Raw genomic sequence first — 17,803 nt, 5'->3', positions numbered from 1 at the left:
CACATCCGACACCATGACCACCACCCTTTCTGCCCCGCTGCGGCGCGCGCGTGCCGCTGCCAACCTGCCCCGTTCCTCCACCCCGCTGCGCCTGTGCGCAGTCAGCGCCGCCGTGGCCGCTGCCGCCCTGCTGAGCGGCTGCGAAACCACCAACATGCGCATGGGCAGCGCCGATGCCAAGACCGTGGCCACCGGCAGCGCTGCGGGCGGTGCGTCCACCGGCGCCAGCGACTCGCTGGAGCGCTGCGAAAGCCCGCTGGGTACCGTCTCGCTGATCGAAAACCAGCAGGCCGGCTGGTACACCATCCTGCGCGACCAGTACCGCCTGCCGCCCACGGCCAACCTGCTGCGCCTGCTGGTGCAGCAGTCCAACTGCTTTGTGGTGGTGGAGCGGGGCGCAGCCGGCATGAACGCGATGACGCGCGAGCGCGCGCTGATGCAGTCGGGCGAAATGCGGCAGGGCAGCCAGTTCGGCCAGGGCCAGATGGTCGCCTCGGACTATGGCCTGTCGCCCGAAATCGTGTTCCAGAACAACAACGCGGGCGGCGCCTCCGCATCGCTGGGCGGCCTGGTCGGTGGCCGCGCAGGCGGCTTGCTGGCAGCCATCGGCGGCAGCATGAACACCAAGGAGGCCAGTGCGCTGCTCACGCTCATCGACAACCGCTCGGGCGTGCAGGTGGCTGCCTCGGAAGGCAGCGCCGCCAAGACCGACTTTGGCGCCATGGGGCAGCTGCTGGGCGGCTCGGGCGGCGCGCGCATGGGCGGCTACTCCAACACGGCCGAAGGCAAGGTGATTGCGGCCGCCTTCATGGATGCATTCAACCAAATGGTGCAGTCCCTGCGCAACTACCGCGCCCAGACGGTGAAGGGCCAGGGCCTGGGTGGCGGCGGGCGGCTGAGTGTGGACGGCGCCGCACCGCCCTCGCAGACATCGGCCGCACGTACTGCCGCGCAAAGCAATGGAGCCACCGCCGGGCTTTCGCTGCGCGACGCGCAGGCTCGCCTGAATGAGCTGGGCTACAACGCGGGCACGCCCGATGGCGCCATGGGCGGCAAGACCGCATCCGCACTGCGCGCGTTCCAGAAAGACCGGGGCATCGCGCAGTCGGGCAGACTGGACGCGGCCACGATGGTGGAGCTGTCAAAGTAACCGTCCAGTTCAGTATTGAAAAAGGCCGCCATGGCAATCCATGGCGGCCTCTCTTTTCCACACACGGCGCAGACATCGAACGCGATGGGCGATAGGGCAGCCCCCTTGTCAGGAAGCGCCCAAGCTCCCTCAGTTCTGCGTGTAGCAGGCCTTGTTGGCAATGATGAGGTCTGCGTGAGCCTCTGCACTGGCTGCCGTGGGAAACACCGTGGGTGTACTGTCACCAAACACGCACAGATAGGCCCCCTTGCGAGTCCACACAGAGCGCGACGTGATGCCTGACGGCGTCACCCAGGTGCTCCAGAAAGCTGTGGCGCTTGCCGTGCTTCCGCTGCGGTCGAAGTTGAACACGCCCAGGTCGGTGAGCGGCCCCGCGATCGTGCCCTGGCCCGAGCAGTCGGCCGTCGCGTAGGTCATGACGCCTTGTGCGGCCGTTGCCCGGGTATCGCTTTGTCGGGCAATGCGCCAAAGCACGCGCCCCCACACACCAGGCCGCACCACGGAACACTGGCCCTGCTTCCAGTCCCCCTCCGGCAGCCCCAGCGCGGCGGTCGCGCAGCTCACGTCCACCGTACTCACGTTGGCCGATCCCACCGTGCCCGTACCGTTGCGCACCGTGCAGCTCTGGCCCGAAGGCTGTGTGCGCACCGTGATGGCGTAGGCCGTGCCACCCGCCAACGCCGTGCCGAAGGTGAAGCCGCCGTTGCTGGCAACCGACAGGTCGTCGCGCCCGTTGTTCTGCAGCACCACGGTGCCGCCCGCAAGGCCGCTGACCGAGCCGCCCACCGTGTAGGTGGCCGCCGCCAGGTTCTCGCAGCGCACCTGCACGGTGCTCACATTGGCGGTGGCCGTGCCAGTGCCTTCCGTCACAGTGCAGCGCTGCCCGCTGGGCTGGGTCTTGACGGTGACGGCATAGGCAATGCCGTTGTCCAGGCGCGTGGCGAACACGAAGTTGCCATTGGCATTCACCGTCAGGTCGTCCTTGCCGGCGTTCTGCAACGTCACCGTCTTGCCAGCGCCCAGACCACTGACCGCGCCGCCGATGCTGAATGCACCAGCGCTAGGCGGCGGCGTGCCGTTGTTGTCATCACCGCCGCCGCAGCCCGCCAGCAAGGCGGCAGCCAGGCCCAGGGGGGCCCAGCGGAAGATAGGACGTGCGGGGTGCCCGGTGCGCCCGGCACCCGTTGCGCTGGCTTGTCGTGTCATGAACAGAAACCTCGTGATGGTGAATGGAGCGCGGATTCTGTGCAGCACCCCCTCCCATGCGAAACCCTACGCTGGTAGGGTTTGCGCGCCGTACATCCTGCTGAACACTTGGCAGAATTTGCCCGCAGGCATACCTTTCGGTATTGGCAGGCCGCCGGGCTGCCTCCCCGCCCTCCCGCATGTCTCCTTCCTCTCCTTACGCGCTCATCCTCGACGACCATCCGCTGGTGGCACACGGCATGGCCGAATTCCTGCGTGCCCGCATGCCGCAGATGGACGTGGTGGTGGCCTCCGGCGCGGACGACCTGCTTCGCTGGGTGGGCACGCGGGGCACACCGGCCATCGTGCTGGTTGATTTCTGGCTGGCAGAGGGCTCGGCGCTGGACCTGATCGCACAGGTGCGCGCGCACTGCCCGGGCCCCCCCATCGCAGTGATCAGCGGCGACGATGACCCTGCGGTGATGGCGCAGGCCCGGCAGGCGGGCGCCCAGGGCTTCATCCACAAGCAGGCCGCACCCGACACCTTTGGCCTGGCGGTGGAAGCCTTGCTGGGCGGCCTGGTGTGGTTTGAGCCCGGCCAGATCGGCAGCCAGCCGCCGCGCAGCCGCGACCTGCCGGTGACACCGGCAGAGTTGGGCCTGTCTGCACGCCAGGGACAGATCCTTGCGCTGGTGCTGCAAGGCCTGCCCAACAAGCGCATTGCGTCCCAGCTCGACATTGCAGAGAGCACCGTGAAGGAGCACGTGACGGGCATCCTGGAGCGGCTGCGCGTGCGCACACGGGTGGAGGCCATCACCCTGCTGCGTGGGCGGCGGCTGGAGCTGTCCTGATGCGCCTTTTGCGGCCCTGGGTGCTGGCCACTGCGCTGGGCCTGCTCGGAACGCTGTCCGCAGGCGCGCAGACACCGTCCCAGGACCTGGCCGAGCTGGACCGCCTGCAGACCCTGTCGCAGCGCAACAGCGCCGAGACCGTGCAGGCCCTGCAGGCGGCAGCCCCGCGCTTTGCCCGCGCGGCGCATGTCGATACCCGGCGCACCTACTACGCCGCGCTGGCAGACGCGGCCTTCGAGACCGGGCAGGAACCCGTGGTGACCGACGCCATCGCGCAACTGAAGGCGCTGGCGTCCACGTCGAACGACATGTCTTCGCAAGTGCTGGCCGCTGCCTTTGAGGCCCGGCAACTGGCCGTGGCGGGCAAGACACGCGCAGGGCTGAAGGCGCTGGCGCAGGTCGCGGCCGGGGCGGAGACCGTGGGCGACCCCTGGGTGCGCTGGCTGTACCACCTGACCCTGGGCGCGCTGCACAGCGGCAACGGGCAGTTTGAAGAGGCACTGGCCCAGCTGCTGCGCAGCCTGGAGCTGTCGCGCACGCTGCCCCTACAGGCGGCCACGGCAGAGCTGCGGTCGCGCACCCATCTGGAGCTGCTGCATTTCGACATGAAGAACCCGGAGCGGGCGCTGCAAACCATCCGCGAGGCGCTGCCCCTGGCCGAGAAGCTGGATGCCCGGCAAGCACTGGGCTGGCTGCACCTGCACCGGGGCAATGTCGAAAACGTGCAGGGCGACCTCGACACGGCCATAGCGGCATACCGCCAAGCCCTGCAGATTGCGCGCGCGGGAGGGTTGGCCGGGCTTCAGGCAACGGCGCTGAACAACCTGGGCGACGTCCTGCTGCAGCGCAAGGCGTATGCGCAGGCGGAGCCTGTGATGCGCGAGGCCCTGGCCGCCTACCGCGACGCACACGAATTGAATGGCGCCGCACTGGCGCAGGCCAACCTGGGCTTTGCGCTCATGGGGCAGGGCCGCATTGCTGCCGGTGTGCACGAGGTGGAGGCGGGCATCCGGTTTGTGCACGAAGCGGGCTCCCTGCCCATGGAAGAACAGCTGCTGGGCGAGCTGTCGCGCATGTATGAACAAGCGGGCCTGTACCGTGAAGCCATGGCCACCACCCGCAAGCAGCAGGCGCTGGCCAAGGAGCTGTTCCATACCGAGCGCGACCAGGCCGTGGCGACCTTGCAGGAGCGCTTTGACAGCGCTGAGCGCCAGCGCCAGATCGATCAGCTGGCGCAGGCCAACCGGGTGCAGGATGCCGAGCTGCGGGTGCGCCGCATGCAGCAAATAGGACTGGCGGCGGCGGTGGCCCTGGCACTGCTCGCCGCGGGCGCCAGTTTCTGGCTGTACCGGCGCACGCGCACGGCCAACGAGGCCCTGGCCGCAGCCCGGGGACAGGCAGAAAGCGCCCTGACCGAGAAAAACATGTTCCTCGCCACCGCCAGCCACGACCTGCGCCAGCCCGTGCACGCCATGTCCCTGATGGTGGAGGCGATCAGCCTACGCAATGCCGACCCGGTCCTGCGTCCGCTGGTGGCCGACCTGCGCACCAGCATGCAGGCCATGAGCCAGCTGTTCAATGCGCTGCTGGACCTGTCGCGCCTGGAGTCGGGGCAGCCACTGGGCCACAAAACCGCCGTGGACCTCGGCGCGCTGCTGGCGGATGTGGTGCGCCTGTTTCGCGAGCAGGCCAGCCTTGGCGGCCTGACCCTGCGGCTGCGGCTGCCGCGCCGTGGCGCCATCGTCTGGGCCGAGCCGGTGCTGCTGCGCCAGGCGCTGGCGAACCTGGTGCAGAACGCCATCCGGTACACGCCGCAGGGCAAGGTGCTGGTGAGTGCCCGCGCACGCGGTGGCGGCTGGCTGGTGGAGGTGCGGGACACGGGCATTGGCATTGCCCCCGCCGATCAGGCCCGGGTGTTCAGCCCCTACTACCGGGGATCGCGGGCCGACCAGATGGACGAAGCCGGGCACGGCCTGGGCTTGGCCGTGGTGGCGCGCTGTGCCGAGCAATTGGGGGCGGCCTATGGTGTGCATTCGCTGGCGGGGCGGGGTTCGCGCTTCTGGCTGCGGCTGCCAGCCCATGTGGCCACCGATGCAGGCGCGCCCACCGCCTCTGCCGCAGCGCACCACCAGGCCGTGGCGAGCCGCCCGCTGCAGGGCCAATGCCTGGTGCTGGACGATGACCCCCAGGTGCTCAAGGCCTGGCGCGCCATGCTCGAAGCCTGGGGTGTGACGGCAGCCTATGCCACCACCGGGGCCGAAGCCCATGGCCTTCTCGACGAAGGGCTGGTGCCAGATGCTATCTTCTGCGACCAGCGGCTGCGCTCGGGCGAGAGCGGCTTTGACATCCTGCGCACGCTGCTGGCACGCTGCCCTTCCGCGCGGGGCGCGATGGTCAGCGGCGAATTCGACGCGCCCGCCTTGCGGGATGCTGAGGACGAGGGCTACCTAGTGCTGCGCAAGCCGGTGAACCCTGCAGAGCTACATGCGGTGTTGGTGCAGTGGCTGGCCCATGGCAAAAGCCAGCGGGAACAGCACCCCGAGCCCTTTCAATAGCCCCTTCCACGGCACCGGCCGTCCGCCAGCGGTGCACCGCCCGTCTGCCCGCTGCACGCCTTAGTCCCACGCCCCCCTACCATCCGCAGCCATCGACCGGCGACGCCGACACGCTGGCAAGTCACACCAGGAGGGAGCCACACCATGACCACCACCGGGACCACCCCGCCGCCCGGCCAGCCCCGCTGGCTGTACCAGGCGCAGGATGCGCAAGGCCGCCCTACCGAGGGCTTCGTGCATGCCCAGACGGCCGAAGAAGCCATGCAGGCCATTGCCGCGCTGCAGCAGCCGCCACTAACCCACGTGCAGCTGCACACCTCCGGGCTGTATGCCCGTGCGATGACCGAAATGGCGGACGACGCACTGGGCACCCTGGACGTGAAGGCGCTGCGCCAGCTGGCGCGCGACCAGATCGAAGCCCAGGAGAACCCTGGCCTGTGGACCACGCTGCGGCAGCTGCTGCGCAACAACCGCACCTGGCTGCTGGTGTGCGCAGCCCTGGTGGCGCTGGCCGTGTGGCGCCAGTGGAGCCCATGGGTGCAGGGGATATTGGTACTGGCCATGCTAGCGCCGCTGGGGGTGTTTGCCTACATGCACCGGTTTCAGCGCATGTACCTGCAGATGCTGCACGCGCACGCCACGGGCGACCTGCCTCGTCTGGACGTGCTGGCCCAGCGGCTGACCCGTTCAGCCGAACGGCATGCGTTTTTGCGGCAGCCCGCCTGGGACGCCGCCGTGCGCATGGCCTGGTTCGAGGCGCGAGCCGAAGGGGTGGACGCCGCCATCCTGCGCTTGCGTGTCCACCCCATGCGTCCGGCAGACGACAACGAATTCTTGGCCCGCATCTACACCCTGCCCCTGGCCACGGGCGACCATGCGGGCTTTACTGCGCGCCTGCGCGACCTGATGGCGCAGCGGCCGGGAGAGCCCACTTTGCAGCTGGACCTGGCCCTGAGCGAGGCCCGCGCGGGCCACACCGACGAAGCGCAGCGCCTCGTGGACACCCTGCAGCCCGCCATGCTGCCCCCCCACGGGCAAGCATTCATCGACTGGGTGCGGGGCATGATTGCGCTGCGCGACCCGGCCCGGGCAAGCGAGGCTGCCAGCCACCTGGGCAAGGCGTGTGAGCAATTTCTGGGGCTGGTGCGCAAGGCCCCGGGCGCCTGGCCCTCACTGGCCGTGTGCACCTGCGACTACGCACTGGCCTTGGCCTGGAGCGGGCGCGCGGAAATGGGGCGCAACGTGTTTAGCAGTGTGCAGCCGGTGGCCCGGCACCACGCCGAGCCCGAGCGGCTCGCGCTGCTGGAGCGCGAGTTACGCCTCAGGGGCTGAGCGTTGTGGACCGCGCCCGAAAGGCCTCCTACACACCGCAGGTCGGGCACCGTGGCGCGCAGGCTCAGAGGCTGAAAGTTTTTGAGCCAAGCCTGAAAGGCGCGCCAAAACGCCTCGGATCGAGGCGCAACGCACAGCCATAGCTCGGGCTATGGCGAGCATTTGCAACGAAGAGCCGCGGCGTTTTGGCGTGCAAGGCGGACATGGATCAAAGACTCTCAGCCTCTCAGGCCAGCGCGCGCTGGATGATGATCTTCTGCACGTCGCTCGTGCCTTCGTAGATCTGGCACACGCGCACGTCGCGGTAGATGCGCTCCACCGGGAAGTCGTTGACCACGCCATACCCGCCCAGCGTCTGGATGGCGGCGCTGCACACACGCTCGGCCATCTCGCTGGCAAACAGCTTGGCCATGGCGGCTTCCTTCAGGCAGGGCTTGCCCGCATCGCGCAGCGCGGCGGCGTGCCAGATGAGCTGGCGTGCCGCCTCGATCTGCGTAGCGCAGTCGGCCAAGCGAAAGCCCACGGCCTGGTGGTTGAAGATGGCGGTGCCGAAGCTCTCGCGCTCTTTGGAATACGCCAGCGCCGCATCAAACGCGCTGCGCGCCATGCCCACGCTTTGGGCGGCGATGCCGATGCGCCCGCCTTCGAGTGCGCCCAGGGCGATCTTGTAGCCCTCACCTTCGGCACCAATCAGGTTCTCGGCCGGGATGCGGCAGTTGTCAAAGTTGATCTGCGCCGTGTCGCTGCTGTGCTGGCCCAGTTTGTCTTCCAGCCGAGCGACCACATAGCCGGGGTTGCTGGTAGGCACCAGGAAGGCGCTCATGCCCTTCTTGCCCGCGCCCTTGTCGGTGACGGCGATCACGATGGCCACATGGCCGTTCTTGCCGCTGGTGATGAACTGCTTGACGCCGTTGATCACGTATTCGTCGCCCTGCTTCACGGCTGTCGTCCTGAGTGCCGAGGCGTCGGAGCCCACATGCGGCTCGGTCAGGCAGAACGCGCCCAGCATCTCGCCACGCGCCAGCGGCGTGAGCCAGTCGCGTTTTTGCTGCGCGTTGCCGTAGCGCATGAGGATGGCGTTGACGGGGCAGTTGGTCACGCTGATGGCGGTGCTGGTGCCGCCATCACCGGCAGCGATCTCTTCGAGCACCAGCGCAAGCGTGAGGTAGTCCAAGTTGGCACCGCCGAACTCTTCGGGCACGCAGATGCCGTAGGCGCCCAAGGCGGCCAAGCCTTGATGGGCCTCTTTGGGGAAGTGGTGTTCCTTGTCCCAGCGCGCGGCGTTCGGCCACAGCTCGGTCTGCGCAAAGTCGCGCACCGCGTCGCGGATCATTTCCTGGTCTTGGGTCAGCAGCATGGGTTGTCTCCAGAGTCGTTGTTCAGAAATTCAAAAAGCTCACCAATGGGCAGCGCGGCGGCCATCGTGGTGCAGCAGGCGGCCCTTGTCGGCAGCGGTCACGCTGGCCAGCGTGCTGCGCAGGCCGCGCACGCTGTCTTCCACCGTCAGCGGCGCACCGCCGCCGCCCATGTCGGTCTGCACCCAGCCGGGGTCGATGGTGACCAGCGTGGCGCCAGGGTAGTCGTGCTGTGCGGCGGCCACGGCCATGTTCAGCGCGGCCTTGCTGGTGCGGTATAGCCACGAGCCGCTATTGGGCACGCTGCCGATCTGCGACATGGAGGACGACAGAAACGCAAACACGCCGCCCGCATCCGCCACCAGGGGCGCCACCTGCGGAATGGCCTGCATGGCACCCAGCACGTTGGTGTGCATGACGGCATCAAAGTCTTGCTGCGTGGGCGGGGTGAGCGCGTTGGGGCGGCGGATGACGCCGGCCACATAGAGCGCCAGGTCCAGCTTTTCGCCGTCGAGCTGCCATGCAAGGCCGCTCACGCTGGCGGGGTTGGCCACATCGACGGTGAGCGCCTCGGCGCCCAGCGCCAGCACGCGTTCGCGGCCAGCGTCGTCGCGCACGGTGGCGATCACGCGGCGCCCGGCGTCGGTGTACTGGCGCACCAGCTCCAGGCCGATGCCCCGGGACGCGCCGATCACGAGTATTGAGTTCATTTTCAAGCCCAATGTGCCGCAAGCGTTAGTAGATCATGCGTTAGCAGCTATCAATTCAGGAGCGATCGAGACAACACCGCACGTTCAGGCAGACAGGTAGCCGGCGTACTCGAAATAGCCCGACCACGCGGGGTCGTACGCCACCTTCAGGTCCAGCGATGCCGCCTCGTCGCGCAGCAGCAGGGGTGCCAGCGCCTGCTTGGCCAACTGCTCGTCGCTCACGTAGTACAGCGCCTGCCGGCGCCCTGCGCGCATCAACGTCAGCACCAGAATGCCCAGTTGCGGCACTTGCAGCACGGTGGCGGCCTGGTCCTGCAGGTCTTGCACGGCGGTCAGGGTGTCGCTGTCGGGCACAGCCAGGTCCACGGTCAGGGCGTAGGCCAGGTCGGCGCGCATGGCCACCGCGTTGGCGCTGGTGTTGACCATGACCACGCCGGTCTCGGGCGCGTCTTCGCTGTCGATGTCGTCGGGTGGCAGTTCGTTGCCGTACTCGTCGATGGGGCAGTCAAACTGCAGCTCCAGCCCGTCCCACTCGGCCTCGCCCGTGGGGAAGTGGCCGGTGTGGCCCAGGGTCTCGGTCCAGTAGCGGTCGAACACCGGGGGCAGCTGGCTCAACGGCACCCAGGGGGTGTGGGGGTCGTCCGGCTCGCCCACAAAGTCCACCGCGCCCACCTTCACGGCAAAGTCGTATTCGCCCAGCACGTGGTCGAGCATGATGAACGCCATGTTGCGCGCGTGGTCCTGGTAGTCGCTGGGGATCTCGCGGCCAAAGCGGATCTCCAGCGCCGCCTGCCCGCCATCCTGTTCCAGCGCCACCAGTACTTCGGCGGTGGACAGCTCGAAGCCTTCCATGCCGATGGGAAAGACCGGCTGCGTGGTGCGCTCGCGGAACGCACGCACGCGGTAGTGCGGCAGCGCGGGTGCGGCCGCCATCACCTGCGCCACCAGCGGAAACCGCTCGATGCTGCCGTGGGCCGTGACGATGAGGTCCACCACCGCATCGGCATCATCACCGGACATCTCCAGCGCCAGGCCTTCCAGGTGCTGATCGATCAGCGCATTGGCCGCCCCCACGCGCTCGCGCAACGGCAGGGCCTGGAGCGATGCCTGGGCATCAGAAAACGCGCGCCAGAAGGCGCCGATGGCGGGAGAGGGAGTGGTCATCGCGGTCCTTGTACAAAGTCGGGGATCATCCCATCTCCAGCCAGCGGCCTCAGACGAGTTCCAGCGCCACGGCCGTGGCCTCGCCACCGCCAATGCACAACGTGGCCAGCCCCTTGGTCAGGCCGCGCGCCTTGAGGGCGTGGATCAGCGTGACCATGATGCGCGCGCCGCTGGCGCCGATGGGGTGGCCCAGCGCGCAGGCGCCGCCGTTCACGTTGACCTTGTCGTGGGGCAGATCCAGCTCCTTCATCAGCGCCATGGGCACCACGGCAAAGGCTTCATTGATCTCCCACAGCTGCACGTCGCCCACCTGCCAGCCGGCCTTGGCCAGCGCCTTCTGCGTGGCTCCCAACGGGGCGGTGGCAAACCACTCGGGTTCTTGCGCGTGGGTGGCGTGGCTCACGATGCGGGCCAGGGGCTTGGCGCCCAGCTTCTTGGCGGTGGACTCGCGCATCATCACCAGCGCGGCGGCGCCGTCGTTGATGCTTGAGCTGGAGGCCGCGGTGATGGTGCCGTCTTTCTTGAACGCGGGCTTGAGCGTGGCGATCTTTTCGAGCTTGACCTTGCCGGGGCCTTCGTCCACCGACACCACGCGCTCGCCGCTGCGGTCCTTCACCGTCACGGGCACGATCTCGGCCGCGAATGCGCCCGACTCGGTGGCCGCCTTTGCCCGCTGCACGCTGGCGGTGGCAAACGCGTCCTGCTGTGCGCGCGTGAAGCTGTATTTGGCAGCGCAGTCTTCACCAAAGGTGCCCATGCTACGACCTGCTTCGTAGGCGTCTTCCAGGCCGTCGAGCATCATGTGGTCAAAGATGCGGTCGTGACCCAGGCGGTACCCGCCCCGGCCTTTTTGCAGCAGGTAGGGGGCGTTGGTCATGCTCTCCATGCCGCCCGCCACCATCACGTCGTGCGTGCCGGCCAGCAGCATGTCGTGCGCCATCATCGCGGCCTTCATGCCCGAGCCACACATCTTGCTGAGCGTGACGGCACCCGCGCCCTTGGGCAGGCCGCCCTTGAACGCCGCCTGGCGTGCAGGCGCCTGGCCCTGGCCGGCCATCAGGCAGTTGCCGAACAGCACTTCACCCACGGCGTCGGGCGAGACACCGGCGCGCTCGATGGCGGCCTTGATGGCCGCACCGCCCAGGTCGTGCGCAGCCAGGCTGGAAAAGTCGCCCTGCAGCGAGCCCATGGGGGTGCGTGCAGCGCCGACGATGACGATGGGGTCTTGGTTGGACATGGTGAAGGTCTCCTGGGTAAGGGTCAGAGGAAAAGGGGTGGGCGAAAATTGGGGCTTGGCGGGCGCTCAGCCTGCCGCCGCGCGCTGCGCAAAGCGTCGCTCCGGGTCGTAAGGGAACACATCGAGCATCTGGCCGGCCTGGATGCGCTCCTTGTGCGACTGCCAGAACGCAGCATCGAGCAGGTCGGCGTGGTGCTGCATGAAGACCTCGCGCACCGCGTCGTTGCCGAGCAGGAAGGGACCAAAGGTTTCAGGGAACACATCGCGCGGGCCCACGCTGTACCAGACCTCGCCGCTCATCTCTTCTTCCTCGTTGCGCGGCGTGGGCACACGGCGGAAGTTGCAGTCAGTGAGGTATTCGATCTCGTCGTAGTCGTAGAACACGACCTTGCCGTTGCGCGTGACGCCGAAGTTCTTCCACAGCATGTCGCCAGGGAAGATGTTGGCGGCCACGAGGTCCTTGATGGCATTGCCGTATTCGATGACGCTGTGCTCCATCTGCTGGCGCGCACGCGGGTCGGACAAGCCGGTGTCGAAAGCTTCTTGAAGATAGATGTTGAGCGGGATCATGCGCCGCTCGATGTACAGGTGCTTGATGATCACCTCGGTCTGGCCGTCGCCATCGCGGTCGCTGATTTCGAGCTGGCTGGGGGCGAACTTCTCGATCTCCGCAATCAGCGCATCGTCGAACCGGTCGCGCGGAAAGGCGACCTCGCTGTATTCCAGCGTGTCGGCCATGCGGCCCACGCGGTCGTGCTGCTTGACGAGCAGGTACTTGGCCTTGATCTGCTCGCGCGTGGTTTCCTTCTGGTGCGGAAAGTAGTCCTTGATGAGCTTGAAGACAAACGGAAAGCTCGGCAGGTCGAACACCAGCATCACCATGCCCTTGATGCCAGGCGCAATGCGGAACTGGTCGCTGGAATGCTTGAGGTGGTACAGAAAGTCGCGGTAGAACAGCGTCTTGCCCTGCTTGGCCAGGCCCAGGGCGTTGTAGATTTCGGCGCGCGGCTTGCGCGGCATGAGGCTGCGCAAGAACTGCACATAGGCGCTGGGCACCTCCATGTCCACCATGAAGTAGGCGCGGGCGAAGCTGAACAGCATCTGCATGTCGTCTTCGCCAAACAGGGCGGCGTCGATGTACAACCTGCCGCTGTCGTCATGCAGGATGGGCAGCGCAAACGGCACCTCGTGGAAGCCGTTGATGATCTTGCCCACCACATACGCGCCCTTGTTGCGAAAGAACAGGCTGGTGAGCACCTGGATCTGGAAGTTGGTGCGCAGCCGCACCTTGTCGAGCCGGCCTCGCATGGCAGCCACCACACAGCCGGTGTCGCGCGCTAGGTCGGCAAACTCGCGCTGGAGCTGGAAGTTCTCGACGATGGCTTGGAAGGTGTCGCCCAGCGTCTCGCGTGTGGGGTAGTAGGCGCGGTAGGTGGGCCGCGCGGCGGGCTCGTCGTTCTCGATGTATTCGGTGCTGACCGCAGGCCGCACAAAGATGAAGTCGTTGTGGAAATGCGTGCGGTGCAGGATCTTGGTGGTGACCGAGTTGAAGAAGGTTTCGGCCAGTTCAGGCTGGTGGTGGTTGACCAGCAAGCCGATGTAATGCAGCTTGACCTGGTGCCACACATCCATGGGCTGCGCGCCGGCCTCGAACTCTTTCTCCAGGCGGCGCACGCATTCCTTCACCCGCAAGTCATAGAACTCGATGCGCTCGCGCTGCGCCCGCTGCTGGCCATGCCAGTCGGCGGTTTCAAAGCGGTGCTTGGCCCGCGCGGACTCGGTGCGGAACAGCCGGTAGTGGCGGTTGAATCCGTCCATCATGGCCTTGGCAATGCCATAGGCCTGGGGGGCATCCAGGCGTTGCGGGAACATGGTGGCAGGCATCCTTGTCAGCGCAACCGTCGCGTGCGTAAGCGAGGGCGCCTTGCTTACTGCCGCCGGGTGGCAGCCACGCCGGCAATCGCGGCCTTGTACAGCGATTCCAGGCCTTCGGTGCTGTCCACCGACATGTGCAGGTTGTTGATAAGCCCGTCCTTGAGCCCATAGCACCACCCATGCAGGGTCACCTTCTGGCCGCGGCCCCAGGCGTCCAGCATGACGGTGGTCTGCGCGATGTTGACCACCTGCTCGATGGCGTTCAGCTCGCACAGCACGTCATGGCGCCATTCGGGGGCGGTGGCGGCGATCAGATCGCGGTGGCGGTCGCGCACATCGGTCACGTGGCGAATCCAGTTGTCTGCCAGGCCCACGCGCGTGCCCTGCAGCGCGGCGAGCACGCCGCCGCAGCCGTAGTGGCCCACCACCATCAGGTGCTCCACCTGCAACTGATCCACCGCGTACTGGATGGTGGACAGGCAGTTGAGGTCGGTGGGCACCACCACGTTGGCCACATTGCGGTGCACGAACACTTCGCCCGGCTCCAGCCCGGTGATCTGGTTGGCGGGCACGCGGCTGTCGGAGCAGCCGATCCACATGTACTTGGGCTTCTGCTGCGCCAATAGACTGGTGAAGAAGCCTGGCCGCTCCCGCTCCATCTGGGCCGCCCAGGCGCGGTTGTGAACAAACAGGTCGTCGATGGAGGAGGGCATGGGGTCCTTGCAGTGAAAGGTTGGCGTTACGGAGAGGTCAGCAGGTTTCGGCAAACAGCTCGCGGCCGATCAGCATGCGGCGGATCTCGCTGGTGCCCGCGCCAATCTCGTACAGCTTGGCATCGCGCCAGAGGCGGCCCAGCGGATACTCGTTGATGTAGCCATTGCCACCATAGATCTGCACGCCTTCACCCGCCATCCAGGTGGCCTTTTCGGCACACCACAGAATCACACTGGCGCAGTCCTTGCGGACCTGGCGCACGTGGTCAGTACCGAGCATGTCGAGGTTTTTGGCCACTGTGTAGGCAAACGAGCGCCCCGCCTGCAGCACGGTGTACATGTCGGCCACCTTACCCTGGATGAGCTGGAATTCGCCAATGCTCTGGCCGAACTGCTTGCGGTCGTGAATGTAAGGGATCACGTTGTCCATGACCGACTGCATGATGCCCAGGGGGCCGCCGGTCAGCACCGCGCGTTCGTAGTCCAGGCCACTCATCAGCACCTTGGCACCGTTGTTCACGCCGCCCAGCACGTTCTCTGCGGGCACTTCTACGTCCTGGAACACCAGCTCGCCCGTGTGGCTGCCGCGCATGCCCAGCTTGTCGAGCTTTTGGGCGATGGAGAAGCCCTTCATGCCCTTCTCGATGAGGAATGCCGTGACGCCGCGTGCGCCCATTTCAGGCTCGGTCTTGGCGTACACCACCAGCGTGTCGGCATCGGGGCCGTTGGTGATCCACATCTTGCTGCCATTGAGCAGGTAGTAGCCGCCCTTGTCCTCGGCCTTGAGCTTCATGCTGATCACGTCGGAGCCTGCGCCGGGCTCGCTCATGGCCAGCGCGCCTACATGCTCGCCGCTGATGAGCTTGGGCAGGTACTTGGCCTTTTGGGCCTCGTTGCCGTTGCGGTTGATCTGGTTCACACACAGGTTGCTGTGTGCACCATAGGACAGGCCCACCGATGCGCTGGCGCGCGAGATTTCTTCCATGGCCACCATGTGGGCTAGGTAGCCCATGGCGGCGCCACCGTACTGCTCGGGCACCGTGATACCCAGCACGCCCAGGTCGCCCATCTTGCGCCACAGGTCCATGGGGAACTGGTCGTTGCGGTCGATCTCAGCCGCGCGGGGCGCGATTTCGGCCTGTGCAAAGTCGCGCACGGCGTCGCGCAGGGCGTCAATGTCTTCGCCCAGCTGGAAGTTGAGGCCGGGAAGGTTGGCAGGAATGCTCATGGGGTTTGTCTCCTCGTAGAAGTTGGGGAATGGGTAGGGCTCAGCCCTGGATGTTGTCGCGTCCGGTCACCGCCATCAGGGTGCAGCCCATGGTGGCGACCAGCTTTTCTTGGTTGCCGTCGATGGCGAAGGCTCGGCCCTCGCAGACGGTGATGGTGCGGCCGGGCTTCAGCACCCGCCCTTCCATGCGGAACCGCTCGCCTTTGGCGGGGGCCAGCAGATTGATCTTGAATTCGATGGTGAGCACGGCGGCATCGGCCGCCATGAGGGTGAAACCGGCATATCCGCAGGCCGAATCCAATGCAGTGGACACCATGCCCGCATGGAGAAAACCATGCTGCTGGGTCAGCGCGGGAGTCCAGGGAAGCTCAATGTCCACAGCACCCGGCGCGACCAACCCCAGCGACGCGCCGAGCGTGTGCATGGCCCCCTGCCGCGCGAAGCTATCGCGCACGCGGTCGGCAAAGTCCATGCAACGCGGCTCAAAGGGGGGCGTGCTCACTGCAGTCTCCTGATTTACGTTTACGTAAACGTCAATTATGGATCAATTTTGCTTTTCTACCTTGGCCAATAGCGAGCGCGCCTCCTCTTCGTGCTCCCGCACCTCCTCCAGGTTGGCCTGCAGATCGGCCATTTGCTCTTCGAGCTGTTTGCGATGGACCACCAGCACGTCCAGGAACTTGCGGAGCTGTACGCCGGTGTCACGGGGGCTGTCATAGAGATCGATGATCTCCTTGGCCTCGGTGAGAGACAGACCCAGGCGCTTGGCCCGCAACGTCAAGCGCAGCCGCGTGCGGTCGCGTGCGCTGTAAACCCTGTTGCGGCCTGCGGCACCGGTGCGCTCTGGCTGCAACAAGCCCATGTCTTCATAAAAACGGATCGCCCGGGTGGTGAGATCGAACTCTTTGGCGAGGTCACTGATGGTGTATGTATTGGCCATGGTGGGTGCCGCACGCAGCGGTATCGGGTTCGCACAGGAGACAGTCGTATGGCGGCTGCTCTCTACAATGCATCGAGTGCATGACGTTTACGTTAACGTCAATGCTAACCCATCACACCGCCTCCATGAATCCACTCGAACACCAGATCCACTACCCGCTCGGCGACGCGCTCCCCGCCGAGGGCGCCACCCTGGAAGTCGCACCTGGCGTGCGCTGGGTCCGCATGGGCCTACCCTTTGCACTGGATCACATCAATCTGTGGCTGTTGCGTGACCGGCAGCCAGATACTGGTGGCACGCTGGTAGACGGGTGGACCATCGTGGATTGCTGCATCGACAGCGCCGCAACCCGCGCCCAGTGGGAGCAGATCTTTGCGAGCTGCCTGGAGGACTTGCCCATCCTGCGTGTCATCGTGACCCACATGCATCCAGACCATATCGGGCTGGCACACTGGCTGTGCGAGCGCTGGAATGTGCGCCTGTGGATCAGTGCCACCGACTACAACGTGGCACGCGTCGCTGTCTATGACCCACAGGGGTTTGGCGGGGAAGCGGGGGCGGATTTTTATGCGTTGCACGGTGCGCAAGACCCGTCTTTTCTGGCCCATGTACGCGGTCGTGCATCGTATTTTCCAACCTTGGTCCCCGCCTTGCCGACCCGTTTTCACCGACTCATGGATGGAGACATCCTCAATATCGGTGGTCGCGCCTGGCGCTGCATCAGCGGCTATGGCCACGCACCGGAGCACATGGCATTGTTTTGCGCTGAGCTCACTACACTGATCAGCGGAGACATGGTGCTGCCGCGCATATCAACCAATGTCAGTGTCCATCCCAGTGAGCCCGAGGCCAACCCGCTGCAGTTGTTTTTAGACTCCCTGCTGCGCTATCTTGACCTTCCGGAGAGCACGTTGGTACTGCCATCACATGGCAAACCATTCACAGGCTTGGCTACGCGCATCGCACAACTCCAAGACCATCACCGGGAGCGGCTTAAGGAAATCCTGCTGGCGGCGCGTGACCACGCCCTGAGTGCTGCGGACACTTTGCCGATTCTTTTTAAGCGCAAGTTAGACACCCATCAAATGACTTTTGCTATGGGGGAGGCTTTGGCGCATCTGCACTATCTGTGGATGGAGGGGAAGCTGGAGCGTTTTCTCGACCCGGGTAGTGTTCAAAGATTTCGGGCGGCCAGTCTTGAATAAGTATGGCTGCAAGCGCCTCGCATACGCTCATTGAGTGGCGGATAGAGACAAGGGCAGGGCATTCAATTCGAATCAGCGCGGTTTAAAAGACTCACCCCAGTCCAGCGGACAGCGCGACGTTGCCCAAGGCAAATGATCCAGAGCTCAGGGTCCGAGCGGCTTTATAGGTTCGCGCCAGCGATACAGGTCTGGTATGGAAGACAGACCAAGTGAACCCCATGTCATACGCAACCGTTGAGTAGCGCCTGTTGCTGTTGACGCAATTTCGGTACCTGCAAAGCAAAAAACCCCAGTCTTTATGAG

15 protein-coding genes are annotated in these 17,803 nt (G+C 65.9%); 5 read left to right on the top strand and 10 right to left on the bottom strand.

The genetic code is table 11. From position 1 onward, the window contains the following. The first annotated feature begins 13 nt into the window (after positions 1-13). Positions 14-1,150 carry a peptidoglycan-binding protein gene (locus tag ACODSU_RS22460; protein WP_488844913.1) on the top strand — a complete coding sequence of 379 codons (1,137 nt, stop codon included), beginning with the start codon at positions 14-16 and terminating at the stop codon, positions 1,148-1,150. A 129-nt stretch (positions 1,151-1,279) separates the two neighbouring features. Here the strand turns inward: ACODSU_RS22460 and ACODSU_RS22455 are convergent, their stop codons facing one another. Next, positions 1,280-2,356, bottom strand: a complete 1,077-nt coding sequence (locus tag ACODSU_RS22455) for a hypothetical protein (RefSeq protein ID WP_488844911.1) — start codon at positions 2,354-2,356, stop codon at positions 1,280-1,282. 179 nt (positions 2,357-2,535) lie between these two features. Here ACODSU_RS22455 and ACODSU_RS22450 point away from each other — a divergent pair, with 179 nt between their 5' ends. From ACODSU_RS22450 to ACODSU_RS22440, 3 genes are all read left to right on the top strand, one after another. Next, complete coding sequence (locus ACODSU_RS22450) at positions 2,536-3,186, top strand: LuxR C-terminal-related transcriptional regulator (protein ID WP_488844909.1); 651 nt, start codon at positions 2,536-2,538, stop codon at positions 3,184-3,186. Further along, positions 3,186-5,741, top strand: a complete 2,556-nt coding sequence (locus tag ACODSU_RS22445; protein WP_488844907.1) for a sensor histidine kinase — start codon at positions 3,186-3,188, stop codon at positions 5,739-5,741. Before ACODSU_RS22450 ends, ACODSU_RS22445 begins: the two co-directional genes overlap by 1 nt. A gap of 144 nt (positions 5,742-5,885) precedes the next feature. Next, entirely contained in the window at positions 5,886-7,073 is a 1,188-nt protein-coding gene (locus tag ACODSU_RS22440; protein ID WP_488844905.1) for a hypothetical protein, read from the top strand. A 226-nt stretch (positions 7,074-7,299) separates the two neighbouring features. Here the strand turns inward: ACODSU_RS22440 and ACODSU_RS22435 are convergent, their stop codons facing one another. The 9 genes from ACODSU_RS22435 to ACODSU_RS22395 form a co-directional block, all read right to left on the bottom strand. Next, positions 7,300-8,430 carry an acyl-CoA dehydrogenase family protein gene (locus ACODSU_RS22435; RefSeq protein ID WP_252661182.1) on the bottom strand — a complete coding sequence of 377 codons (1,131 nt, stop codon included), beginning with the start codon at positions 8,428-8,430 and terminating at the stop codon, positions 7,300-7,302. 39 nt (positions 8,431-8,469) lie between these two features. After that, on the bottom strand, positions 8,470-9,138 hold the full coding sequence (locus ACODSU_RS22430) for an SDR family oxidoreductase (RefSeq protein WP_056639048.1): 669 nt from the start codon (positions 9,136-9,138) through the stop codon (positions 8,470-8,472). A gap of 84 nt (positions 9,139-9,222) precedes the next feature. After that, positions 9,223-10,302 (bottom strand): DUF695 domain-containing protein, encoded by a 1,080-nt coding sequence (locus tag ACODSU_RS22425; protein ID WP_488844903.1) that lies wholly within the window; start codon positions 10,300-10,302, stop codon positions 9,223-9,225. 49 nt (positions 10,303-10,351) lie between these two features. Continuing rightward, a complete protein-coding gene (locus ACODSU_RS22420; protein WP_488844901.1) occupies positions 10,352-11,539 on the bottom strand; it encodes an acetyl-CoA C-acyltransferase in 1,188 nt (395 codons plus the stop codon). A 66-nt stretch (positions 11,540-11,605) separates the two neighbouring features. Beyond that, the gene (gene aceK, locus ACODSU_RS22415) at positions 11,606-13,411 is read right to left on the bottom strand and encodes a bifunctional isocitrate dehydrogenase kinase/phosphatase (RefSeq protein WP_488844899.1); all 1,806 of its coding nucleotides are present in this window, start codon (positions 13,409-13,411) and stop codon (positions 11,606-11,608) included. Positions 13,412-13,467: 56 nt separating this feature from the next. After that, positions 13,468-14,127, bottom strand: coding sequence for a carbonate dehydratase (gene can / locus ACODSU_RS22410; protein ID WP_110960356.1), 660 nt, complete (start codon positions 14,125-14,127; stop codon positions 13,468-13,470). Between the two features lie 37 nt (positions 14,128-14,164). Further along, positions 14,165-15,355 (bottom strand): isovaleryl-CoA dehydrogenase, encoded by a 1,191-nt coding sequence (locus ACODSU_RS22405; RefSeq protein ID WP_099729197.1) that lies wholly within the window; start codon positions 15,353-15,355, stop codon positions 14,165-14,167. Positions 15,356-15,395: 40 nt separating this feature from the next. Continuing rightward, on the bottom strand, positions 15,396-15,827 hold the full coding sequence (locus tag ACODSU_RS22400) for a PaaI family thioesterase (protein ID WP_488844897.1): 432 nt from the start codon (positions 15,825-15,827) through the stop codon (positions 15,396-15,398). A gap of 72 nt (positions 15,828-15,899) precedes the next feature. Next, positions 15,900-16,295: a MerR family transcriptional regulator gene (locus ACODSU_RS22395; RefSeq protein WP_015015787.1), complete on the bottom strand. Its 396-nt coding sequence runs from the start codon at positions 16,293-16,295 to the stop codon at positions 15,900-15,902. 125 nt (positions 16,296-16,420) lie between these two features. Here ACODSU_RS22395 and ACODSU_RS22390 point away from each other — a divergent pair, with 125 nt between their 5' ends. Continuing rightward, positions 16,421-17,500, top strand: coding sequence for an MBL fold metallo-hydrolase (locus ACODSU_RS22390; protein WP_488844895.1), 1,080 nt, complete (start codon positions 16,421-16,423; stop codon positions 17,498-17,500). Positions 17,501-17,803: the final 303 nt, after the last annotated feature.

This window comes from Acidovorax sp. FG48 (genome assembly GCF_057809085.1).
The sequence above is the reverse complement of the archived record's forward strand: the minus strand, read 5'-3'. Positions and strand labels throughout refer to the sequence as shown.